The organism is Rhizobium bangladeshense (genome assembly GCF_017357245.1).
GTDB classification, from domain to species: Bacteria; Pseudomonadota; Alphaproteobacteria; order Rhizobiales; family Rhizobiaceae; genus Rhizobium; species Rhizobium bangladeshense.
This window is the reverse complement of record NZ_CP071612.1, coordinates 3,258,353-3,281,815: the sequence shown is the minus strand read 5'-3', so window position 1 is coordinate 3,281,815 and position 23,463 is coordinate 3,258,353. Positions and strand designations below refer to the sequence as shown.

Sequence of the window (23,463 nt, the reverse complement as noted above, 5' to 3'; positions counted from 1 at the left end):
ATGTCCTCCCGAGTGAGTTGCGACCGGCCCAGCCCATTGCTTCCTCCGGCCACCGCGAAAGCTGTCGAGAAAGATTTCGATTTTTTTCTCGACAGTCGAGAAATTAACTGTCAGAGATTTTTTCAACTGTCAACACTGCACTACCGGCTTAATTCGCTTGCGCGGCAGCGGCCGGAGATGCAGTGGGAACGAGGGGCGGAACCAGAGCATGATGCCGAAAACCATGAGCGGTTTTCAGACAGGCCGTCATGCTCTAGCTGTTGAAATGCGAGCACAGGGAGAGGGCGGCATTCATGCTGACCAAGTCGAGCACGGAGCTGGTCCGGCAGAGAAACAGCGTGCTCGTGCTGTCCGTGCTGCGCCGCCACGGCGCGCTCGCCCATACCGAAATATCGGATTTCACGGGCCTTTCCTCGGCCACCGTTTCGGCGATCACGGCCGAGCTGGAAAGGGCCCAGATTATCGAAAAATCCGAGCAGCAGGCGGCCAGCGGCCGAGGCCGGCCGCGCGTGCTTTTGCGCCAGCGGCGCGATTGCGGCTACCTGATCGTTGTCGTCATCTCCTCGGATGCGGTGCAATATTCGCTTGTGGATTATGCCGGCAAGCTGATCGACCGCTTCAGCGAGGAGCGTTCGCATGATCCCTCGGGTGCCGCCCGTTTCCTCGCAGCGGTGCAGGCCGGGCTTTCGCGCATTCTCGATCGCTCCCGGATTTCCCAGGAAAAGGTGCTGCTGATCTCGATCAGCAGCAAGGGCCTCGTCCATTCCGCCGAACCCGTCCTCGTCTGGTCGCCGATCTTCGGCAGCGATCAAATCGATTTCGAATCGGCGCTTCGGTCGGAATGGCAGGCCAAGGTCATTCTCGATAACGAGACGCTGCTCGTCGCCGCCGCGCTCGGCGCGCGCGAGGAGATCGCCAAGGGCGCCGATTTCCGCTCGCTCGCGGCGCTGTCGCTCGGCCACAGCATCGGCCTTGGCATCGTCCGGCGCGGAGGCCAGACCGGCCAGGAAATTTCGGCGCCGAATTTCGGGCACATGCTGCATATGGCGAATGGCGGCCTCTGCCGCTGCGGCACGCGCGGCTGCATCGAGGCCTATGCCGGCTTCTACGCCATCCTGCGCAGCGCCTTCGAAGTGCCCCTCGATACGATCCCCGCCAAATTCGTCCCGGTTGCCGAACTCGACAAGATCGCCGCCCGCGCCCGCCAGGGTAACCGCACCTCCGCCTTCGCCTTCCGCCAGGCGGGGCTGGCGCTGGGCAATGGCCTGTCGCGCATGCTCAGTCTTACCGAACGCATGCCCATCGCCATCACCGGCCCCGGCACCCGCTATTACGACCTGCTGCGCCAGGGCATCGAAGAGGGTCTCGGCCAATCCCACATCGTGCGCATGGAAGGCATGCCCGAAATCCGCGTCGTCCCCGACGAACCCATCCTCGTCTTCGAAGGTCACCTCAACCGGGCGCTGTCGGTGATCGACCAGGATATCGTGATCTCGGGGGGGCAGGGGACGGATTGAGACGGCGAAACGCCGGGCGGCTCTTGTGGAAGGGCAACTCCGGTCTAAAGTGGCTTTCGGAAGAACACGACGCGCTGTGTCTCCTCAAATCCTAAAGCGGTATGAAGCGCATGGCTGGCTGAATTCTCAAGCAGCGCGTCAGAGCCAAACTCAATGCACCCAAGCGACTTCCCCCAATCGGCAACGGCATTGCAAAGCAATCGTGCGATGCCCTTTCGCCTGTCAACAGGCCGGACATAAATCCCTTCGAGAAATAAAACGGGCGAGCTGCTGCATCCATTCACATAATCATGTCGCAAAGTCGCCTCAGCAAACCCGACGGTTTCATTCGCAGGATTTCGAGCGATGAACGCGACGGCCTGTCCACTTTCTGAAAGATGCGCCCGGCCCAACTCAGCTCGATGATGTTCAAGCGAGTGATGCGGCCACAGCGCAACGCGAAGCTGCGCCCACGGCTCGACATCTTTTGTCGTCGCAATCTCAATAATCGCATCCATATTGCGGTTCCTTCTTGTCGCCAGACCCCGACTAAAGCGACAGTTTTTGCGACGCGAGTGCGCAGATTGCTTCACGAAGATATGTCCAGCAAGTTAAACCGCCTCAAACACCCATGCCTCAAGGGGAGGGGCACCAGTATCTGCTTGGATTCCACATTTCGGTTAGGGGCTGGGGCGGCATATCCCTTCTTTCCGGTAAAACTGGGAGAAGGTGGCGGCAGCCGATAAGCGCTGCACCGCGCCGCGTCCGGAGCCGGACGCGTAAGGCATCATCCGCCGCGCCGACGCCGAGTTGGCAGAGACGCTCCCACTCTTCGTCATCCCAAGCCTTGAGCCTGGGATCCACGCCGGCCCCTGGTGGAGGCCAATGCCCCGAATTAGCAACCGTGCACTCGGCGGGAGGCGGCTTGTCTTCAATACGCGTGCCCATGCTCAAAACGCAAAACGGCCGGGCGGAGCCCGGCCATCTCATGCACGGCTTACGGTCGGGAGAGGGCCGTCAGCCGATCCTAATGAGCTTGCCTTCTTTGACCGACTGCACGGCGGCGTCGGCAAGCGCGAGCGCTGCCAGGCCGTCGGCGCCGGAGGGCGAGATCTTCGTGCCCTTTTCGATCGCGGCGATGAAAGCTGCAATCTCGTTGGCATAGGCTTCGGTGTAGCGGGTCATGAAGAAATCGTGCAGCGGCGGGCGGGTGTAGCCGTCACCGTTCGCCACCTCGATCGAGACCGGGCGCTGGTTTTCGGCCGCTGCCATGCCCTTCGCGCCGTGCACTTCGATGCGCTGGTCGTAGCCATAGGTGGCGCGGCGGGAGTTGGAGATGACGGCCTGCTTGCCCGAAGCAGTCTGGAGGATCACCGAGACGCTGTCATAATCGCCGGCTTCGCCGATCGCCTTGTCGACGAGCACGGCGGCGGTCGCAAGCACCGAAACCGGCTCTTCGCCGAGCAGGAAGCGGGCCATATCGAAATCGTGGATCGTCATGTCGCGGAAGATACCGCCCGAGCGCTTGATATAGTCGACCGGCGGGGCGCCGGGATCGCGCGAGGTGATCGTCACCATCTCGACCTCGCCGATCTTGCCCTCGTCGATTACTTTGCGCACTGCCATGAAATGCGGATCGAAGCGGCGGTTGAAACCGACCATCAGCTTGGCCCCGGTCTCTTCCACCACCTTGATGCAGTCCTTGACGCGATCGACGTCCAGATCGATCGGCTTCTCGCAGAAGATCGCCTTGCCGGCGCGGGCGAATCGCTCGATCAGGTCGGCATGGGTGTCCGTCGGCGTGCAGATGACGACGGCGTCGATGTCTTTGGCGGCCTCGATGGCTTCGATGGTGCGGACCTCGCAGCCATAGGCCGAAGCGATGGCTTCTGCCGCCTGGGGAAAGGCGTCCGCCACCGCAACCAGCGTCGCATTGGTATCGCCGCTGACGGCCTTCGCATGAACCTTGCCAATACGGCCGGCGCCGAGAAGACCAAATCTCACAGTCATTTCAACCTCCCTCAAATTCGGAACAAATAAACCGAATTGCCAAAAATCCGGAATTTTCATTCCACCTTCTCGGCGTTGCGTCAAGTCCGCGGATCTTTCACATTTGCAAGATTCGAACCAGAGCCTTTCCTCCGAACGGAAGCGTCCCGCAGGAGCGGTTCGATTGAACTTTCGATACCGGTCGATTCAACAGAATGCTTTAAACTGTCCGGGAAAGGCTTTAGAGACAAGCGCGGCACAGGCCGAGGGCAGTGCGACACAAGTGACCGTGGAGCAGGAATGCAACTGATCGATCCGAACCATCCGGCATATCGCCGCCTCTGGGTGCGAATAGCCATCGTTGCCGTCTGCTTCGCCTGGGCCACGGTCGAATTCGTCACCGGCGATCCCTTCTGGGGCGTGATATCGGGCGGCGCCGGCGCCTATGCCCTCTATGTATTGTTCTGGACGTTCGATCCGAAACCGTCGGAGACCGCTGCAATCGTCACACCCGATGACGCGGACGGGGATGAGCCGGCAGCAGACGACGAGAAGAAAGCCGAAGAGAAGAAGGCCGAGTGATCGAAGCGCGCCGCGATCTTTTCGATGCGCGCCGCGCTTGACGTCCTTGTTTGATAATATTGCACAACGGTGCACGGCTTCGCATGCCGCAGTCCGACCCCCGACGTATTACCGTCCTGTCAGAGTGACGGTTCCCTAGCCTGCGCCTCGATCGTTTCGCAGGCATCGCCGAATGGATCGCGCACCGGTACCAGCGGCGAAACGCTGAGCAGGAGAAGCGCTCTCAAATGTGACCAGCCACCTCCCAGCAGCGGCGCAAACGGTGTCATCACGATGCGTTCCTCGCCGTAGAGACGCTGGTATTCTGCAAAATTGCAGAAGTTCTCGTGATTGCTGTCCTTCAGATGGAAGGTTTCGACCGCAGCACCTTCGGCAAGGATAACTTCGTGCGTATCGAGCATGACGGCGAAGTACTCGATCGATCCCTCGGCGGCGGGCGTGACCGGTGCGATCGTCGTGCCGTTCACGAGCTCCTTCACCTGGATCAGAACTCCGTTGAGGTACAGCGCGTGGCCAGGCGAGAGAAAGAGATCCGAATGGGGTGTGTGCCCATCGAGTGCGTGGCGGGAGACCCTGATCGGCACGACGTCCTTTTGCCAGCGCGCGCCGCTCCTCTTGAAGGTTTGGCGGCCGACCCACTTTACCGGACGGGTGCTGCCGTCAGCAAGGGCAACGCGGTCGCCGATGCTGAGATCCTCGACGGGCTTCTCACCGCAATCCGTTAGTATCCCCGTTCCCCGCAGGAAGCAATTTGCGCCGCTGCCGCCACGGCCACCTCTTCCGCCTGGGCCACCGCTCCCACCGGAACCTCCGTGTCCACCGGAGCCGCCGCGTCCCCAACGTCGACCCATCGCTTTGGCCGGAGAGGTAGAAATTGCCGTGGCCATGGCCGCCATGGCGGCGAGACGAGCGCCGGTAGCTGCAGCCACACCTAGAAAATGTCTGCGCGCGGTGTTGCGTGGCAGCTTTGGGTCTTCCGTAGATGACATGTCGGCGGTCTCCCTTAAAACATCTAAACCGCCCTATGTTACAACGGGTTCTCTCTTGCTCAATTTCGCCAGTTAGCGCTATGCCCTACCGAAAAGGGCGTAGGCATGGTCTATCCGGATCCTGAAATACGCTATCGCTGGTAACAAAAAGCTGGTGATTTATCCGCTACCATAACGAGAAATGATCAAACCGGTTATGGTGAGGGTCGGTTGAATGGCAGAAAAACAGCCTATATAGCGTTCACAAATCGCGGAACCGGCGGCTCTCCAAAGTCTCGAGCAATTCCAACAAAGTGTGGAGCGGTTTTGCGCCGGGAATTGCGTGAAAACGAAGAGATTGAGCAATCATTGATCCGACGAAAAACGGAATTGCTCTGGGAAGGCTTGCCTGCGCTCGAGAACGTCAGCTGTGCGGCAGGCGGCGCATCGCCTCGTCAATCAAGAGATTGGCGATCATCATGCGCCTGTTGGCATTGTCGCGGAAAGGCTCTGCGACGCCGTCAGGATGGTTGGCCTTGGCAAAGGCGCGCCGCTTCTCGTTCAGCGTCTGTTGGGTATCGGCGGCAGCGATCGCCAATTCCGCGGCAATCTCTTCCGGGGCGATGCGGGCGAGATGGTCCGGCATAACCGGTTCCGGCTCCTGCGGGGGAGCCTCCTCGGCCGCCGGCTCGGCGTTGAGATTATCGAAGTAGGCCTGGCCGACGCGCTGCGAGGCAACCGAGATGCCTTCCATGACATCGAATGCGAGGCCGGTGGCGAGCCCGGATACGCGGTGGGCAGGCGGCGCTTGTGTCTCTTCGGCCGGTTCTTCCTCCGCCTTCAGCCGCTCGAGCACTGATTGAAATACCGATTGTCCGAACAGCATGCGCCTTCCTCTCGAGGATATTAGAGCCCGTCAAGATGGCGCAGGGCTTGCCGGTTCGATCGATGGAGCATGATGTCGCCCGAAAACCGCCGACCCTTCTCGGCATCATGCTTTAGCCCCCTGCTTCAGGCTCTCCTCGAGAATGATGTCGTAGAGCAGCCTGGCGCTCGGCGGCAGTGCCCGCTCTCTCGCGGTGATCAGGCTGTAGGGCTTGACGTTGATGTCGAAATCGATCGGCAGCATGCGCACGTCGGACGCCTTGGCGCCTTGGCTTGCCAGGAAATGGGCGACGTCGACGGCGACGGGCGCGATCGCATCGGTTTCGCAGACGATGGCGCAGGTGAGCAGCAGCGAGGAGGTGTTGACGATATTTTCGGGCAGCGCCACGCCCTGGGACAGAAAGATGTCTTCGATCGTGCGACGCAACAGCGTGCCCGGCGGCTGGAACACCCAGTCGTAATCCCTGACGTCGGTAAGGCTGCTCGTCTTCTTTCTTTTCAGGAGCGGATGGTGGTTACGCACGATCAGGCAGGCCCGCTCGATGCCGATCTCCCTGACCTCGAACAGCCGCGGATTGAGATCGTCGGGAATGCGGCCGATGATGAAGTCGTGGCGGGCGGCGAGCAGTTCGCGGGCGAGCACATTGCTCGTCTCCACCTGAATGTTGATCTCGATGCCGGGATAGGCTTTACGCACCTTGTTGATTGCCGGCACAACGAGGCTCATGGCCGGCGCCGTGACCGCACCGATGAAGACCGAGCCGCCCTTGCCGCTCTTCAATTCGGCGATCTCGCGGCTCGCCTCGCGCAACTCCAGAAGGATCTTGCGGGCGCGTCTGGCAAGGGCCGCGCCGAAGGTCGTCAGCACCACGCCGCGGGCGACGCGCTCGTAGAGCGGCGTCTTGGTGATCGCCTCCATTTCCGACAGCATGCGCGATGCGGCGGGCTGCGAGATGTTGAGGACATCCGCAGCTGCGGAAATCTGTCCACTATCTTCGATTGCGACGATCATGCGCAGGTGATTCAGCTTAAGTCCCGAACGGAGAAAGCTGTCGTCGCCGAAACTGTCGCTGTGGATATCGACGTGATCCATCGAAATGGGCTCTGAAACGATCGTCATGGTTGCAGCCTCCCCACTGCGCTCCATCAAAAGTAATACTTTTTAACGATATACCAAAATTGTTATGCACATTACCACTTATTCTATTTGACAGTTATAGGAATCCATACCAGTTTGCCGCCGTGTGCTGGTTGGCACTCAACACGTGTGAGATCGTGGAGGAGACCTACTTCGTTTCTCACCATCTGAAGTAACTATCCAATACGGAACCTGCCACAGTTTCGGGGCGGGCGATTTTTCGTCCGCTGCTCTATTAACAAGGGAGAGAGAAATGAAATCCATTATCTCATTGATGGCTGCGGCTGCCTTCGGCGTCGCTTCCTTCGTCATGCCTGCCATGGCGCAGGACAAGGGCCTCGTGGGCATCGCCATGCCGACGAAGTCCTCCGCTCGCTGGATCGACGACGGCAACAACATCGTCAAGCAGCTCGAGGCCGCCGGCTATAAGACTGACCTGCAGTATGCTGACGACGATATTCCGAACCAGCTGTCGCAGATCGAAAACATGGTCACCAAGGGTGCCAAGGTTCTCGTCATCGCTTCGATCGACGGCACGACGCTTTCCGACGTTCTCCAGAAGGCTCACGACGCCGGCATCAAGGTCATCGCTTACGACCGCCTGATCCGTGACTCGGCCAACGTCGACTACTACGCCACCTTCGACAACTTCCAGGTCGGCGTTCTCCAGGCAAACTCGATCGTTGACGCCCTCGGCCTCAAGGATGGCAAGGGCCCGTTCAACATCGAACTCTTCGGCGGTTCGCCGGATGATAACAACGCCTTCTTCTTCTATGATGGCGCGATGTCCGTTCTGCAGCCCTACATCGACTCGGGCAAGCTCGTCGTGAAGTCCGGCCAGACCGGCATGGACAAGGTCGGCACGCTGCGTTGGGATGCGGCTACCGCCCAGGCCCGCATGGACAACCTGCTCTCGGCCAATTACACCGACGCCAAGGTCGACGCCGTCCTGTCTCCCTATGACGGCCTCTCGATCGGCATCATCTCCTCGCTGAAGGGCGTCGGCTATGGTTCCGCTGACCAGCCGCTCCCGGTCGTTTCCGGCCAGGACGCTGAAATCCCGTCGGTCAAGTCGATCATCGCTGGCGAACAGCACTCGACGATTTTCAAGGACACCCGCGAACTCGCCAAGGTCACGGTTTCCATGGTCGATGCCGTCATGTCCGGCAAGGAGCCTGAGGTCAATGACACCAAGACCTACGACAACGGCGTCAAGGTCGTTCCGTCCTATCTGCTGAAGCCGGTTTCGGTCGACAAGACCAACTACAAGCAGGTCCTGATCGACAGCGGCTACTACACAGAAGACCAGCTGAAGTAAGTTAAACAGGAGGCCGGAGCCCGTGCTTGCGGGTTCCGGCCTTCGATTTTATGATCGCCCCAGCTGTTTTAAGCTGCCGGCGCTGGAACTTTGACTATGGACAACACCATCCTCGAAATGCGGAGCATCACCAAGACGTTCCCGGGCGTTAAGGCGCTGGAGAATGTGAACCTCAAGGTTCGCAAGGGTGAAATTCACGCATTGGTAGGCGAAAACGGGGCCGGAAAATCGACCCTGATGAAAGTGCTATCGGGCGTCTATCCCACGGGAAGCTATGAGGGCGACATCGTCTATGAAGGCGAGACGCGCCACTTCAAGGTCCTGAAGGACTCCGAAGAAATCGGCATCGTCATCATTCACCAGGAACTGGCGCTCGTGCCGTTGCTGTCGATCGGCGAAAACATCTTCCTCGGCAACGAGAATGCCAAGAACGGGGTTATCAGCTGGGAAGAGACCTATAACCGCACGAAGCAACTCTTGCAGAAAGTCGGTCTGCGCGAATCCCCGAACACTTTGGTGACAGACATCGGCGTCGGCAAGCAGCAGCTCGTAGAGATCGCCAAGGCGCTGTCGAAGAGTGTGAAGCTCCTCATCCTCGACGAGCCCACAGCCTCGCTCAACGAGAAGGACTCCGACGCACTGCTCAATCTGCTGATCGAGTTCCGCAATCAGGGCATCACCTCGATCATCATTTCCCACAAGCTGAACGAGATCCGCAAGGTCGCCGACCAGATCACGGTCCTGCGCGATGGCATGACCGTCAAGACGCTCGACTGTCACGCGGACGAGATCAGCGAAGACATCATCATCAAGAACATGGTGGGCCGCGACCTCGCCGATCGTTATCCGCCGCGCTCGGTGCCGATTGGCGAGACGATCTTCGAAGTCAAGAACTGGAACGCCTATCACCAGCATCACCGCGACCGCCAGGTGCTGCATGACATCAACGTCAGCGTCCGCAAGGGCGAGGTCGTCGGTATCGCCGGTCTGATGGGTGCGGGCCGCACCGAATTCGCCATGAGCGTCTTCGGCAAGTCCTACGGGCACAAGATCAGCGGCGAGGTGTTCGTCGAGGGCAAGCCGGTCGACGTCAGCACCGTGCGCAAGGCGATTGATGCGGGTCTTGCCTATGTCACCGAGGACCGCAAACAGCTTGGCCTCGTGCTCAACGACACGATCCTGCACAACACGACGCTCGCCAACCTCGAAGGTATTTCGAGCAATAGCGTCATCGACGACATCAAGGAGATGAAGGTCGCGACCGATTACCGGTCGAAGCTGCGCATTCGCTCGCACGGCATCTTCCAGGAAACGGTCAATCTTTCCGGCGGCAACCAGCAAAAGGTCGTGCTGTCGAAGTGGCTGTTCTCCGATCCCGAGATTTTGATCCTCGACGAGCCCACGCGCGGCATCGACGTTGGCGCAAAGTACGAGATTTATACTATCATCAACCAGCTTGCCGCCGATGGAAAGGGCGTTCTGATGATCTCATCGGAAATGCCCGAACTGCTTGGCACTTGTGACCGCATCTACGTGATGAACGAAGGACGCATCGTCGCCGAACTGCCGAAGGGAGAAGCAAGCCAGGAAACCATCATGCGCGCTATCATGCGCTCAGGGGAGAAGAGACAATGACTCCGGTCAACCCGACAACCGAGGAAAGCAACGTCGTTTCTGTTGCCGACTACATCCGCGGCAACATTCGTGAATACGGCATGCTCATCGCGCTCGTCGCGATCATGGTATTCTTCCAGCTTTACACCGGCGGCATTCTCTTCAAGCCGGTCAACCTGACGAACCTCGTCCTGCAGAATTCCTTCATCGTCATCATGGCGCTCGGCATGCTGCTCGTCATCGTGGCCGGGCATATCGACCTGTCGGTCGGTTCGATCGTCGCCTTCGTCGGCGCGCTCGCGGCAATCTTCACTGTGACATGGGGCATGAATTTCTGGGTCGCCGGCCTGATTTGTCTGATCGTCGGCGGCATTATCGGCGCTGCGCAGGGCTATTTCATCGCCTATCACCGCATCCCGTCCTTCATCGTGACGCTCGCCGGCATGCTGATCTTCCGCGGCCTGACGCTGACGGTGCTGGCAGGCAAGAACATCGGCCCGTTCCCGAAGGAATTCCAGGTCATCAGCACCGGCTTCCTGCCGGGCGACATGATCAACATCTTCGGCGCGCCCGTGCAGTCGACCTCGCTGATCCTGACGGTCATCCTGCCGGTCATCCTCTTCTACCTCGCCTGGCGTCGCCGCAAGATGAACGAAAGCCATGGCATCGATGTCGAGCCGCTGGGCTTCTTCATTGGCCAGAACCTGGTCGTTTCACTCGCCATTCTGTGGCTCGGCTATCAACTGTCCAGCTACAGGGGCCTGCCGAACGTTCTCGTCGTCATGCTGGTGCTGATCGCGATCTACGCCTTCGTCACCAAACGCACGACGGTCGGCCGGCGCATCTACGCCATGGGCGGCAATGAAAAGGCGACCAAGCTTTCGGGCATCAACACGCAGCGCCTCAGCTTCTACACCTTCGTCAACATGGGCGTGCTTGCAGGCCTTGCCGGCATGATCGTCGCACTCCGCCTGAACTCGGCAACGCCGAAAGCCGGCGTCGGCTTCGAGCTCGACGTGATCGCGGCCTGCTTCATCGGCGGCGCCTCGGCATCGGGCGGTGTCGGCAAGATCACCGGCGCGGTCATCGGCGCATTCATCATGGGCGTCATGAACAACGGCATGTCGATCGTCGGCCTCGGCATCGACTTCCAGCAGATGGTCAAGGGTGCGGTGCTTCTCGCGGCCGTGTTCTTCGACGTTTACAACAAGAACAAGGGCTGAGCATCTAAGCCCAGCCCGGCATTCGCAGTCATATGAAAGACCAATTCCGGCTCCCGATGGAGCCGGACAGGCGGAGCTTTTGTCTTCGCCGGAACGAGAAGGATCGAAGTCGTGCTTATTTCCCAGATCAAGGGTGCCAACGGAGAGATCGTCGTCGCCGTGCGCGAGCAGGGCGGTGCGGCCAGGTCGGTCAAGAATGCAGGCAGCGTCTATGCGCTGGCGATGGAAGCCGCCGATGGCGGCAAGTCGCTCGCCGCAGTCATCGAGGCCCATGGTTACGGCGAGGCCGTCGACCTTGAGAAGGCCTATGCGGAAGGCCGTTTCCTGCCGCCGATCACCCATCCCGATGCCGCCCACCTGCATCTGACCGGCACCGGGCTCACCCACCTGGGTTCGGCCGCCACCCGCGATTCCATGCACAAGAAGACCACCGAGGCGGCCGAGGAAACGCTGACCGACTCGATGAAGATGTTCAAGATGGGTCTCGAGAACGGCAAGCCGAAGTCAGGCGAAAAGGGCGTGCAGCCCGAGTGGTTCTACAAGGGCAACGGCTATGGCGCGGCAGCGCCGGGCGCTCCCCTGGTGTCGCCGTCCTTTGCCCTCGACGGCGGCGAAGAGCCTGAATTGGCTGGCATTTACGTCATCGCCAAGGACGGCTCACCGTTCCGCATCGGCTTTGCCCTGTCGAACGAATTTTCGGACCACGTCACCGAACGGATCAATTATCTTTATCTGGCCCACTCGAAACTGCGCCCGGCCGCCTATGGTCCGGAAATCCGCATCGGCGCCGCGCCCGAGGATATCCGCGGCACCTCGCGCATCAAGCGCGGCGATAAGGTGATCTTCGAAAAGCCCTTCCTGTCGGGCGAGGCGAACATGTCGCACACCTTCGCCAATCTCGAATACCACCATTTCAAATACGGCCTCTTCCGCGTCCCCGGCGATGTCCATGTCCACATGTTCGGCACCGCGACCCTGTCCTTCGCCGACGGCATCAAGACGGAAGAGGGAGACGTCTTCGAAATCGAAGTCGCCGAATTCGGCCTGCCGCTCCGCAACCCGCTGAAGATCGCGGCCGAAGAAGAGATCGCCGTCAAGCAGCTCTGAATTAGAGATCCGGACGCCTGGGCGGCCGGTTCGCGATGTAAACGGTAAAGGAGGCTTGTTGAGCCCATGACCATTTATCAAAACCTGATCGCCGGCGAATGGGTCGGCACGGACGCGACGAAGAACATCAACCCGTCCGATACGAACGAGGTCGTCGGCCTCTATGCCAACGGCAGCGCCGAAGACACCCGCAACGCGATTGCCGCCGCCAAGGCCGCCTTTCCCGCCTGGTCGCGCTCGGGCATCTGGGAACGCCATGTCATCCTGAAGAAGACCGGCGACGAGATCATGGCGCGCAAGGACGAGCTCGGCGCGCTGCTCGCGCGCGAAGAGGGCAAGACGCTGCCGGAGGCGACCGGCGAGGTCATCCGCGCCTCGCAGATCTTTGAATTCTTCGCTGGTGAAGCCCTGCGGCTCGCCGGCGAGGTCATTCCGTCGGTTCGTCCAAACATCGGCATCGAGATCACCCGCGAAGCGCTCGGCGTCATCGGCATCATCACGCCGTGGAACTTCCCGATAGCCATCCCGGCCTGGAAGATCGCGCCTGCGCTCGCCTATGGCAACACCATCGTCTTCAAGCCGGCCGAATTGGTGCCGGCCTGCTCCTGGGCAATCGTCGATATCCTCAACCGGGCCGGCTTGCCGAAGGGCGTCTTGAACCTCGTCATGGGCAAGGGCTCGGTCGTCGGCCAGGCCATGCTGGAGAGCCCCGACGTTCACGGCATCACCTTTACCGGCTCGACCGGCACCGGCCGGCGCGTCGCCGCCGCCTCGATCGAGCATAACCGCAAGTTCCAGCTCGAGATGGGCGGCAAGAACCCGATGGTCGTGCTCGACGACGCCGACCTCAACGTTGCCGTGGAAGCCGCCGCCAATTCCGGCTTCTTCTCCACAGGCCAGCGCTGCACGGCGTCGTCGCGCCTGATCGTCACCGAAGGCATTCACGACAAGTTCGTCGCGGCTTTGACTGAGAAGCTGAAAACGCTGGTCGTCGACAATGCGCTGAAGGCCGGCACCCATATCGGTCCCGTCGTTGACGAACGGCAGCTGAAGACCGATATCGACTATATCGAGATCGGCAAAAAGGAAGGCGCCAAGCTCGCCTTCGGCGGCGAGGTCATCTCCCGCGAAACGCCCGGCTTCTACCTGCAGCCGACGCTGTTTACCGAAGCGACCAACCAGATGCGCATTTCGCGCGAGGAGATCTTCGGGCCCGTGGTCTCGGTGATCCGGGCGAAGGACTACGACGAGGCGCTTGCCATCGCCAACGACACGCCGTTCGGCCTTTCGGCCGGCATCGCCACGACCAGCCTGAAGCATGCGACGCACTTCAAGCGCAATTCGGAAGCCGGCATGGTCATGGTCAACCTGCCGACCGCAGGCGTCGATTTCCACGTTCCGTTCGGCGGCCGCAAGGGCTCGTCCTATGGCCCGCGCGAGCAGGGCAAATACGCCGCCGAATTCTACACAACCGTCAAGACCGCCTACACGCTGGCTTGAACAAGCGAGATGACCCGGGCCGTACGAGGCGGTCCGGGGGTAATCCTGAAGGACAGAGATTATGAAAAAGAAAGCGGAATGGCCGCGCAGGCTGAGATCGCAGGAATGGTATGGCGGTACGAGCCGCGACGTGATCTATCACCGCGGCTGGCTTAAGAACCAGGGCTATCCGCACGACCTATTCGACGGCCGGCCTGTCATCGGCATCCTCAACACCTGGTCGGATATGACCCCGTGCAACGGTCATCTGAGAGAGCTCGCCGAAAAAGTGAAGGCGGGCGTCTGGGAGGCCGGCGGCTTCCCGCTCGAAGTGCCGGTGTTCTCGGCCTCGGAAAACACCTTCCGCCCGACCGCAATGATGTACCGCAATCTCGCGGCGCTCGCGGTCGAGGAAGCGATCCGCGGCCAGCCGATGGATGGCTGCGTCCTGCTCGTCGGCTGCGACAAGACCACGCCGTCGCTGCTGATGGGAGCTGCCTCCTGCGATCTGCCGTCGATCGTCGTCACCGGCGGTCCGATGCTGAACGGCTATTTCCGCGGCGAACGCGTCGGCTCCGGCACGCATCTGTGGAAGTTCTCCGAAATGGTGAAGGCGGGCGAGATGACGCAGGCCGAGTTCCTCGAGGCGGAAGCATCGATGAGCCGCTCGTCGGGCACCTGCAACACGATGGGCACCGCCTCGACAATGGCTTCCATGGCGGAAGCGCTCGGCATGGCGCTGTCAGGCAATGCCGCAATCCCCGGCGTCGATTCCCGCCGCAAGGTTATGGCGCAGCTGACCGGCCGCCGTATCGTGCAGATGGTCAAGGACGACCTGAAGCCATCCGACATCATGACGAAGCAGGCCTTTGAGAACGCCATCCGCACCAATGCGGCGATCGGCGGATCGACCAACGCCGTCATCCATCTGCTGGCGATCGCCGGCCGCGTCGGTATCGACCTGACGCTTGACGACTGGGACCGTTGCGGCCGCGACGTTCCGACGATCGTCAATCTGATGCCCTCGGGCAAGTACCTGATGGAAGAGTTCTTCTATGCCGGCGGCCTGCCTGTCGTGCTGAAGCGTCTCGGGGAGGCCGGGCTCCTTCATAAGGATGCTCTGACTGTCTCCGGCGAAACAGTCTGGGACGAGGTCAAGGACGTCGTCAATTGGAACGAGGACGTTATCCTGCCTGCCGAAAAGGCGCTGACCTCTTCGGGCGGCATCGTCGTTCTGCGCGGCAATCTAGCACCGAAGGGTGCGGTGCTGAAGCCTTCGGCGGCCTCGCCACATCTCCTGGTGCACCGGGGCAGGGCGGTCGTGTTCGAGGACATCGACGACTACAAGGCCAAGATCAATGACGACAGCCTCGACATCGACGAGAATTGCGTCATGGTCATGAAGAACTGCGGGCCGAAGGGCTATCCCGGCATGGCCGAGGTCGGCAATATGGGGCTCCCGCCGAAGGTGCTGAAGAAGGGCATCCTCGACATGGTGCGCATTTCCGACGCCCGCATGTCCGGAACGGCTTATGGCACCGTCGTGCTGCACACCTCGCCGGAAGCGGCGGTCGGCGGGCCGCTCGCGGTCGTCAAGACCGGGGACATGATCGAGCTCGACGTGCCGAACCGTCGCCTGCATCTCGACATTTCGGACGAAGAACTGGCGCGTCGGCTCTCCGAATGGCAGCCGCACCACGATCTGCCGACGTCGGGCTACGCCTACCTGCATCAGCAGCATGTCGAGGGAGCCGATACCGGCGCCGACCTTGATTTCCTCAAGGGATGTCGCGGAAACGCTGTCGGCAAGGACAGCCACTGAGTAGGGCATGTCCGACGAGACATTGATGAAGAGGCGGGGCTTTTGTCCCCGCCTTTTTGTTGGCGAAATGAGGCCACTTTCGAGCCGCCAGCGCCCATGCTGTCCTTCCCGCTAGTTGCGATGAGAAAAGCGCTCGAAATGGCGCGGAATTGCGCGATCGTGCAATGGCGAGCGTCGGTGGTTCAGCTCTGGCTCTGGCTCTGCATCTGTCCGCCGTCTTCGACCTTCACGGTCACCGACAGGGTTTCGCCCGGTGTGCCGATGCGCATGCCTGAGATCGGTGCGGCGTCGCGATAGCAGAGGCCGGAGGCGATCCGGACATATCGGTCATCGGGGCAGATCTCGTTGGCGGGATCGAAGCCAACCCAGCCAAGGCCGGGAATATGGGCCTCGGCCCAGGCATGGGTCGCCGCCTGTTCGGCCTTTTCCGTCATCATCAGATAGCCGGAGACATAACGCGCCGGAACCTGCAGGGCGCGGGCGGCGGCAACGAAGATGTGCGCATGGTCCTGGCAGACGCCGCTCTTCTTCTCCAGCGCCTGTTCGGCCGTCGTCGCAGTGTCGCTGGTTCCGGGCCTGTAATCGACAGTCTCGTGAATGGCTGCCATCAGCGCATGCATGCGGGCGAGTTCATTATCGCCGTTGACGCCTTTGATTAGTTCCTTCACCAGCTTGCCGCTCTTGGTGAGCGGCGTTTCGCGCAGGAAGAGCCAGAGCGGGCAGAAGCCCGTATGCGGGCCGGTGACGCCATTGATATCCGTCGTTTCGACCTCGCCTTCCGCGAAAATCCGCGTCACCTGCTGCTCGCCTTCCAGCGAGACCAGGTTGACGTGGTTGCCGTACTGGTCGTCATATTCCACTTCGGGCGTGGCACCCTCGACCTTCAGCGACCAGCCGAGCACTGTCTGGCCGTTGGTTGCCGGCGGCGTCAGCCTCAGACGTTGCAGCGAGAATTGCGCCGGTTCGTCGTAGCGGTATTCGGTGAGGTGGCTGATCTTCAGTCTCATGTTCTGATCCGCTTAAACGTAGAACCGGTAGCCGTCGGAAATTTCCATGCCGAGCTGGTTGTTGCGGGCGACGAAATCTTCCAGGAACTCATGCAGGCCCTGATCCATAATGTCGCGGATTGCCCGCGTCTGCAGCGTGGTGCGGATCGCGTCGGCGGTATCGTGGGCGGGAAGCCGCTCCTCGTAATCCTGGGCGAGATAGCCGAGATTGCTGACGATCTTCTCGTAGCAATAGGCAAGCGAGCGCGGCATCTGCACATTGAGGGTCAGGAAGTCGGCGATATTCATCGCCCGGTATTCGCCGTCATAGGCCCAGCTATAGGCCCGGTGCGCGGAGACCGAGCGCAGGATCGATTCCCACTGCACGTTGTCAAGCGAGGAGCCAACGGCCGAGACGGAAGGCAGCAGCACGTAATATTTCACGTCGAGAATGCGGCTCGTATTGTCGGCCCGCTCGATGAAGGTGCCGATGCGGGCAAAATTATAGAGCTCGTTTCTGAGCGTCGAGCCATGGAAGGCGCCGCGGATGAGGCCGGCGCGGCGCTTGATGACGTCGATCACCTCAGGCAGGTCGGCGGCCTTCACGCGCTTTTCAAGCAAGGCTTTGAGATCTATCCAGCATTCGTTGGTAGCCTCCCAAGTCTCCCGCGTCAGCGCGGTGCGGACCATGCGGGCATTGTTGCGGCCGTAATCAATGCAGGACATGACGCTCGACGGGTTGGAGCGATCGCGCAGTAGATAATCGATCGCATCGGCATTGGTCAGCTTGGCGTGGCCCTCGTCATAGGCTTCGCGAACGCCGGCACTTTGCAGCACGCCATCCCAGTTGTCGTCGCCGGCGCTGCTGCGGGTTAGCGACATGCGCAGTCCCGCATCGACCAGGCGAGCGATATTCTCGGCGCGCTCGATGTAACGGAACATCCAGTAGAGGCCGTTTGCGGTTCTTCCGAGCATCAGTCCTCCAGTACCCAGGTGTCTTTGGTGCCGCCGCCCTGGCTGGAGTTGACCACCAGCGAGCCCTGCTTCAGCGCCACGCGGGTGAGACCGCCCGGAATGATCTGGACCTTGTCGGAAACGAGCACGTAGGGGCGGAGGTCGACATGGCGCGGCGCAATGCCCTTGTTGACGAGGATCGGCACGGTGGAGAGCGACAGCGTCGGCTGAGCGATGTAGTTATTCGGCTTGGCCTTCAGCTTTTCGGCGAAATCGGCGCGCTCTTTCTTCGATGCCGTCGGCCCCACAAGCATGCCGTAGCCGCCGGAACCGTGCACTTCCTTGACGACCAATTCCTCCAGGTGCTCCAGCACATATTTCAGACTTGATGCTTCCGAGCAGCGCCAGGTCGGCACGTTTTCGAGCAGCGCCTTGCGGCCGGTATAGAACTCGACGATCTCCGGCATGTAGGAATAAATCGCCTTGTCGTCCGATATGCCGGTGCCCGGCGCATTGGCGATGGTGATATTACCGGAGCGGTAGACGTCCATGATGCCGGGAATGCCGAGCGCGGAATCGGCCCTGAATGTAAGGGGATCGAGAAAGTCGTCGTCGACGCGGCGGTAGAGCACGTCGATCGCTTCGTAGCCGCGGGTCGTGCGCATTTTCACCTTGCCGTCGATGACGCGCAGATCCGAGCCCTCGACCAGCTCGACGCCCATCATGTCGGCGAGGAAGGAATGCTCGTAATAGGCCGAATTGTAGATGCCGGGCGTCAGCACTGCGACGCGCGGCTTGCCGGTGCAGCCAGGAGGGGCGAGCGAGGCGAGGCTCTGGCGCAAGAGATAGGGATAATCCTCGACGCGCTGAACCTTGTTTTCATGGAAGAGCTCGGGAAACATCTGCATCATGGTTTCCCGGTTTTCCAGCATGTAGCTGACGCCGGACGGCGTGCGGGCATTGTCCTCCAGCACGTAGAACTGGTCTTCGCCGGTGCGCACGATATCGGTGCCGACGATATGGGTATAGACGCCGCCCGGTGGGCGGAAGCCGATCATCTCGGAGAGAAAGGCGACATTGTTCTCGATCAGCTCGCGTGGAACGCGGCCGGCGCGGATGATCTCCTGCTTATGGTAGATGTCGTCCAGAAAGGCGTTGAGTGCGATCACCCGCTGCTCGATCCCCTGAGCCAGCTTGCGCCACTCGCGGGCGGAAATGATGCGGGGAATGATGTCGAAGGGGATGAGCTTTTCGGAACTGTCGGCGTGGCCGTAAACTGCGAAGGTTATGCCGGTCTTCCGGAAGATGTTTTCCGCATCGCGGGACTTGGCAATCAGATGCGCCCGGTCTTGGCTGTTGTACCACTCGTAATATTTTTCATAAGGCGGGCGGGGGCTTTCGTCCCCGGTAATCATTTCATCAAATGCCAAAGGTGCGGCTCCCCTTTTTTTGTTCATTTGAATACAACGCAAATTGCAATGCAAGAACCATGCGCAATTCGGGGAAAGATTTTTGCAGTGCGGAAAAGAAACGGAATTCCAGGCGTTTGAAGCGAGGTGGGGCGGGGCGACGGACGGGTGTTCCGTAAGAACTGCGTAAAATCTGAGCAGGTGATGGTTTTTCATTCGGTGATGCAGGCGTAGGCGCGGCTGCATACGCTCTTGTTCTTGTGCTCGGGAGAAGGCATGCCATGGGAGCCGCACGAGTTACGCGTATCCTGCGCCCACAACCATCAACCAAATTTCATATAAGCATCAACGCTTCGCCTTTGACCGAGGCCTTCGGCTACGGCTATCAGCACCGCGATATCTTTTTGCCCGAGCCGCCCATGTCCCTCGACCGCCTTGCCCCCGCCGTCTTCGTTTTGCTTTGGTCTACCGGCTGGGTGGTGGCGAAATATGCGGCGCTGCATTCCGAGCCCTTCACCTTTCTGTCGATCCGCTACGCGCTGTCGGCCTTTGCTTTCCTGACGCTCTGCCTGGTGATGCGGGCGCGATGGCCGAAAAGCCGGGCGACGTGGCTCCGCGCCATCTATTCCGGCGTCTTCCTGCACGGCTTCTATCTTGCCGGCCTCTGGTGGGCGATCGCCAATGGGGTGCCTGCCGGCATATCGGGCATCATCGCGGCGCTGCAGCCGCTGCTGACGGCCATGGCGGCTCCCTTTCTCGTCGGCGAGCGGTTGCAGAAGAGCCAGCAGATCGGTCTCGGCCTCGGCTTCATCGGCATTGCCATCGCCATTTCGCCGAAGCTCCTCGATCCGGCGACCGCTGATCTCAGCCAAGCCGCTCTGCCGCTGGCGATCAACCTGATCGCCATGGGCTCCGTCACCTACGGCACGCTCTACCAGAAGAAACACCTGCAATCCGGCGACCTCAGGACCATTGCAACGCTGCAATATGCCGGTGCGCTGATCCTCACCCTGCCACTCTCGCTGACCTTCGAATACCAGCATTTCGATGGTTCGGCGCAAGCTTATGGCGCGCTCACCTGGTCGGTCTTCGGTCTGTCGATGGGCGGCGTCGGCCTGCTGCTTTATCTCATCCGCCGCGGGCAGGTCTCGCGTGCCGCCTCGCTAATCTACCTGATGCCACCGGCTGTCGCGCTTGAAGCCTTCATCGCCTTTGGCGAGCCGCTGACGCTGCCATTGATTTTGGGCACGATTGTTGTCGTGACGGGCGTCTATCTGACGAACCGCAGGGCAACCGAGCGGCAGAGGCCGGCAGAGGCGTAGACAACGAAAAAGGCCGGAGAAATCGCCGGCCTTTCCAATCTTCAATAGATCTATGATCAGGCGCGTTCGCGGCGCTGGCCGCCGCCATTGCGGGAGCCGGAGCTGCCGCGGCGGTTGCCGCCATTGCCCTCGCGGCGCGGTTCGCCGCCCTGGGCCTGATGCTGTCCGCGGTCCTCGCCGTGCTTGCGGGCCGGGCGGCCGTGGGCGTGGCGGCCGTTGCCGCGGTGATGGCCGCTCGGCTCGCCATTGGCGTGATGGCCATTAGGGCCGTTATGCGCAGGGCGCTGCGGCTTTGCCGGACGGAAATCGGAGGTCGAGGCCAAATCGTTGTCGGGGCCGAAATCCGGAACCGCTTCGCCGCGACGCTGGCCGCGGAAGTCCTCGTTGCGGCCCAGGCGCTCGGGGCGCGGACGGCGCTCGCGGCGTTCTTCGCCACCGGCGCGGATTTCGCTGCCTTCGCCTTCTCGGCGCGGGCGGCGTTCCTGGCGGCTGCCGCGATGCTCCGATCGGTTCTGATCGCCACGGCCTTCGCCGCGACCCTCACCACCACGACCTTGGCCGCCGCCGCGATTGCGGTTGTTGCCATTGCCGTTGCCGCGACGGGGGCCGCTGTTGCTGATATTGGCCGGCGGCTCGCCGCTTGCGACCTTGATGTCGATGCCCATCAGGCGCTCGATATCGCGCAGCAGCTTGGCTTCGTCGGGTGCGCAGAAGGCGATGGCGATGCCGTCGCGGCCGGCGCGCGCCGTGCGGCCGATGCGATGGACATAGGCGTCCGGCACTTCGGGCAAGTCATAGTTGTAGACGTGGCTGACGGCCGGGATGTCGATGCCGCGGGCGGCGACGTCGGTCGCGATCAGCGTCTTGATGCTGCCGTCCCGGAAGGACTTCAGCGCCCGCTCGCGCTGACCCTGGCTCTTGTTGCCGTGGATGGAGGCGACGGAATAGCCGATATTGTCGAGGTGCTTCATCAGCTTCTCGGCGCCATGCTTGGTGCGCAGGAAGACGATGGCGCGGCCGTCGGGGTTTTCGGTCAGCGACTTGCGCAGCAGTTCAGTCTTGTCGTTCTTGCCGCCGACGAAATGGACGTATTGCTCGACCTTGTCGGCAGCCTTGCCGGGAGGCGTGACTTCGACTTTGACGGGATCGACGAGATACTCGCCGGCGAGATCGGCGATGGCCTTGGGCATGGTGGCCGAAAACAGCATGGTCTGACGCTTCTTCGGCACCAACTTGGCGATCTTGCGCAAGTCATGGACGAAACCGAGGTCGAGCATCTGGTCGGCCTCATCGAGCACAAGATAGCGCACCGTCGTCAGCGTGATTGCGCGGCGGTTGACGAGATCGAGCAGGCGGCCGGGGGTGGCGACCAGGATGTCTGTGCCCTTTTCCAGCTGCAGCTGCTGCTTGTTGATCGAAACGCCGCCGACCACCACATTGATGCGCAGCGGCGACTTGCGGATGAACTTCTTCAGGTTCTCGGCGATCTGGTTCACCAGCTCGCGGGTCGGCGCCAGGATCAGCGTCCGCGTCGTGCGGTTGTCGGGGCGGCGCTCGTCAGCGAGCAGCTTTTCAATGAGTGGCAGGCCGAAGGCGGCGGTCTTGCCGGTGCCGGTCTGGGCAAGGCCGATCAGATCGCGGCCTGAAATGAGGAGGGGAATGGACTGTTCCTGGATCGGCGTCGGCGTTTCGATGCCGAGCTGGAACAAGGTGGCGACGATCGGCTTGGAGACACCAAGCGATTCAAAATTAGTCAAGGCATAACCTTTCGGGGCGCCACAACGACTAGCGCCGGAACGCACCATGCGATCCGGTTTCATTCTGGCGTCAAGAACCCCGCGTGAAGTGGGAACTTGCAAGTTGGAAAAAGCTTTCCAGCGCTTCTGGCCGCTTCTTGGGAGTGCGGCGCTCTATCGAAATGCGCTTTTGTCCCTTCTTCCTGCGTTTCGTACTTTCTCGCAGGGGCACGCTCACGCGGCGGCCGGAAGGGTGAAAGCTGAGCCGCATTTGGGCTAGTTCGCTGGAAAAGTCAAGTGCAGCGCACAAAAAGGCGCTAGGCCGGGTCAGGCGAAGGCATTCTCAGCACGAAACTTTTCGATGCGCTTTCCGCTCCGTTGACGAGGATGGCGATGCGGTGTTCGCCGGGATAATAGCGCCGCGTGGTGATCGGCCGCATGGCATGGCGGCGCTCGATCGCGTGGCTCTGCCCGGGCGCGAGTGTAATCGTCCTGCATTTGAAGACCTTGGGCGAGAGAGAGCCGTCGGCCTTCACGTGGTGGATGGCGTAGTCGATCATCAGCGAGTGCGTGGTTTCGCCTGAATTGGTCAGGCGGATTTCGAAATCCAGCCCTTCGCCGAACATCACCTCGCCGTTCAGAAGGCGCAGTTCGCATGTCAGCGCGGCTGCCGTGCCGAAGCCGAAATTGGCGAGCGCCTGCGGATGGCCTTTCTTGAGCAGCGTGCGTGAGGCATGTTTCAGCAGCCAGCGGCGCTCCGCTGACGCGCCCTCGATGCGGCCGGCGATGAAAGCGGCGACGAGATCCGGATGATCCTTGGCGATGTCGTTCAGGCTGTTGGCGACGGAGCGGCGCACGTAATCTTCCGGATCGTCCATCAGCGCGATGAGGATCGGCAGGATTGGCGTCGGATCCTTGACGAGTTGCGGCAGGCGCATGGCCCAGGGCAGGCGCGGCCGCGTTCCCTCGCTGGCCAGTCGGCGCACGTGCCGATCGGGGTCGCCGACCCAGGCGGAGATGATAGCGAGCGCGCGCTGCTGGTCGCGATGGATGAAGGGGCGAATACCGAATTCGGCTGTGAAATGCGGTGTCAGCGCCTTGAGGAGATCGAGGCCGAGTTCGAAATGATCGAGGCCGCGGGCGGCGATGAACTGATTGACCGGCAGCAACATCCAGCCGGTCAGACCGGGTCTGCCTGATGCAGGCAGGCTTGCCTTCAGAACGGCGGCTGCTTCGATAAAATCTTCGGGAAGCGTGGCAGACAGCGCGTCGCGGATCAGCGCCGAGCGCTCCATCAGCTCAAGCGCCTCCAGCCCATCGCTCGCGAGCTTGAGGAAATGGGTCTTGTCGAAGGAGAGCGCATTGGCGGCGATGCGATCAGCCATGTCGACGAGCAGCGCTTCGTGCAGCAGGTTCTTGAGCGGTTCCGGCATGT

19 protein-coding genes are annotated in these 23,463 nt (G+C 61.1%); 9 read left to right on the top strand and 10 right to left on the bottom strand.

Annotated elements, in window-relative coordinates; all coding sequences use genetic code 11:
- Positions 1-293 precede the first annotated feature (293 nt).
- Positions 294-1,517, top strand: coding sequence for an ROK family transcriptional regulator (locus J2J98_RS15950; RefSeq protein ID WP_207601562.1), 1,224 nt, complete (start codon positions 294-296; stop codon positions 1,515-1,517).
- A 44-nt stretch (positions 1,518-1,561) separates the two neighbouring features.
- Here J2J98_RS15950 and aac(6') read toward each other — a convergent pair whose 3' ends face one another.
- Together aac(6') and iolG are read right to left on the bottom strand one after the other, a co-directional pair.
- On the bottom strand, positions 1,562-2,005 hold the full coding sequence (gene aac(6') / locus J2J98_RS15945) for an aminoglycoside 6'-N-acetyltransferase (RefSeq protein ID WP_375337110.1): 444 nt from the start codon (positions 2,003-2,005) through the stop codon (positions 1,562-1,564).
- 508 nt (positions 2,006-2,513) lie between these two features.
- Complete coding sequence (gene iolG / locus J2J98_RS15940) at positions 2,514-3,506, bottom strand: inositol 2-dehydrogenase (RefSeq protein WP_207601560.1); 993 nt, start codon at positions 3,504-3,506, stop codon at positions 2,514-2,516.
- Between the two features lie 279 nt (positions 3,507-3,785).
- On the opposite strand from iolG, the gene J2J98_RS15935 reads away from it, so the two are divergent.
- Positions 3,786-4,067, top strand: coding sequence for a hypothetical protein (locus J2J98_RS15935; protein WP_207601559.1), 282 nt, complete (start codon positions 3,786-3,788; stop codon positions 4,065-4,067).
- Positions 4,068-4,186: 119 nt separating this feature from the next.
- On the opposite strand, the gene J2J98_RS15930 is transcribed toward J2J98_RS15935, so the two are convergent.
- From J2J98_RS15930 to J2J98_RS15920, 3 genes are all read right to left on the bottom strand, one after another.
- Entirely contained in the window at positions 4,187-5,056 is an 870-nt protein-coding gene (locus J2J98_RS15930) for a Hint domain-containing protein (protein WP_207601558.1), read from the bottom strand.
- Between the two features lie 403 nt (positions 5,057-5,459).
- Positions 5,460-5,921: a hypothetical protein gene (locus tag J2J98_RS15925; RefSeq protein WP_064705856.1), complete on the bottom strand. Its 462-nt coding sequence runs from the start codon at positions 5,919-5,921 to the stop codon at positions 5,460-5,462.
- Between the two features lie 105 nt (positions 5,922-6,026).
- Entirely contained in the window at positions 6,027-7,040 is a 1,014-nt protein-coding gene (locus J2J98_RS15920) for a LysR family transcriptional regulator (protein ID WP_138392943.1), read from the bottom strand.
- Positions 7,041-7,311: 271 nt separating this feature from the next.
- Here J2J98_RS15920 and chvE point away from each other — a divergent pair, with 271 nt between their 5' ends.
- The 6 genes from chvE (at position 7,312) to araD (ending at position 15,621) form a co-directional block, all read left to right on the top strand.
- Positions 7,312-8,376 carry a multiple monosaccharide ABC transporter substrate-binding protein gene (chvE, locus tag J2J98_RS15915; RefSeq protein ID WP_207601557.1) on the top strand — a complete coding sequence of 355 codons (1,065 nt, stop codon included), beginning with the start codon at positions 7,312-7,314 and terminating at the stop codon, positions 8,374-8,376.
- A 96-nt stretch (positions 8,377-8,472) separates the two neighbouring features.
- Positions 8,473-10,011 carry a multiple monosaccharide ABC transporter ATP-binding protein gene (mmsA, locus tag J2J98_RS15910; protein WP_064705854.1) on the top strand — a complete coding sequence of 513 codons (1,539 nt, stop codon included), beginning with the start codon at positions 8,473-8,475 and terminating at the stop codon, positions 10,009-10,011.
- Entirely contained in the window at positions 10,008-11,213 is a 1,206-nt protein-coding gene (gene mmsB, locus J2J98_RS15905) for a multiple monosaccharide ABC transporter permease (protein ID WP_207601556.1), read from the top strand. Before mmsA ends, mmsB begins: the two co-directional genes overlap by 4 nt.
- A 111-nt stretch (positions 11,214-11,324) precedes the next feature.
- Positions 11,325-12,320 carry an AraD1 family protein gene (gene araD1, locus J2J98_RS15900; RefSeq protein ID WP_138392945.1) on the top strand — a complete coding sequence of 332 codons (996 nt, stop codon included), beginning with the start codon at positions 11,325-11,327 and terminating at the stop codon, positions 12,318-12,320.
- Between the two features lie 66 nt (positions 12,321-12,386).
- Positions 12,387-13,820 carry an aldehyde dehydrogenase family protein gene (locus J2J98_RS15895; protein ID WP_064705851.1) on the top strand — a complete coding sequence of 478 codons (1,434 nt, stop codon included), beginning with the start codon at positions 12,387-12,389 and terminating at the stop codon, positions 13,818-13,820.
- A 61-nt stretch (positions 13,821-13,881) separates the two neighbouring features.
- The gene (gene araD / locus J2J98_RS15890; RefSeq protein ID WP_064705850.1) at positions 13,882-15,621 is read left to right on the top strand and encodes an L-arabinonate dehydratase; all 1,740 of its coding nucleotides are present in this window, start codon (positions 13,882-13,884) and stop codon (positions 15,619-15,621) included.
- Positions 15,622-15,803: 182 nt separating this feature from the next.
- On the opposite strand, the gene J2J98_RS15885 is transcribed toward araD, so the two are convergent.
- From J2J98_RS15885 to J2J98_RS15875, 3 genes are read right to left on the bottom strand one after another with little or no spacing between them, the layout of a single operon-like run.
- Positions 15,804-16,628 carry a transglutaminase family protein gene (locus J2J98_RS15885; protein ID WP_064705849.1) on the bottom strand — a complete coding sequence of 275 codons (825 nt, stop codon included), beginning with the start codon at positions 16,626-16,628 and terminating at the stop codon, positions 15,804-15,806.
- Between the two features lie 12 nt (positions 16,629-16,640).
- Positions 16,641-17,582, bottom strand: coding sequence for an alpha-E domain-containing protein (locus J2J98_RS15880; protein ID WP_064705848.1), 942 nt, complete (start codon positions 17,580-17,582; stop codon positions 16,641-16,643).
- Entirely contained in the window at positions 17,582-18,991 is a 1,410-nt protein-coding gene (locus J2J98_RS15875; protein ID WP_064705847.1) for a circularly permuted type 2 ATP-grasp protein, read from the bottom strand. Before J2J98_RS15875 ends, J2J98_RS15880 begins: the two co-directional genes overlap by 1 nt.
- Positions 18,992-19,389: 398 nt before the next feature.
- Between J2J98_RS15875 and J2J98_RS15870 the strand changes: the two genes are divergently transcribed.
- A complete protein-coding gene (locus J2J98_RS15870; protein ID WP_207601555.1) occupies positions 19,390-20,292 on the top strand; it encodes a DMT family transporter in 903 nt (300 codons plus the stop codon).
- A 56-nt stretch (positions 20,293-20,348) separates the two neighbouring features.
- On the opposite strand, the gene J2J98_RS15865 is transcribed toward J2J98_RS15870, so the two are convergent.
- Together J2J98_RS15865 and J2J98_RS15860 are read right to left on the bottom strand one after the other, a co-directional pair.
- On the bottom strand, positions 20,349-22,097 hold the full coding sequence (locus J2J98_RS15865; protein ID WP_064705846.1) for a DEAD/DEAH box helicase: 1,749 nt from the start codon (positions 22,095-22,097) through the stop codon (positions 20,349-20,351).
- Positions 22,098-22,345: 248 nt separating this feature from the next.
- Entirely contained in the window at positions 22,346-23,461 is a 1,116-nt protein-coding gene (locus J2J98_RS15860; RefSeq protein ID WP_064705845.1) for a DNA alkylation repair protein, read from the bottom strand.
- Positions 23,462-23,463: the final 2 nt, after the last annotated feature.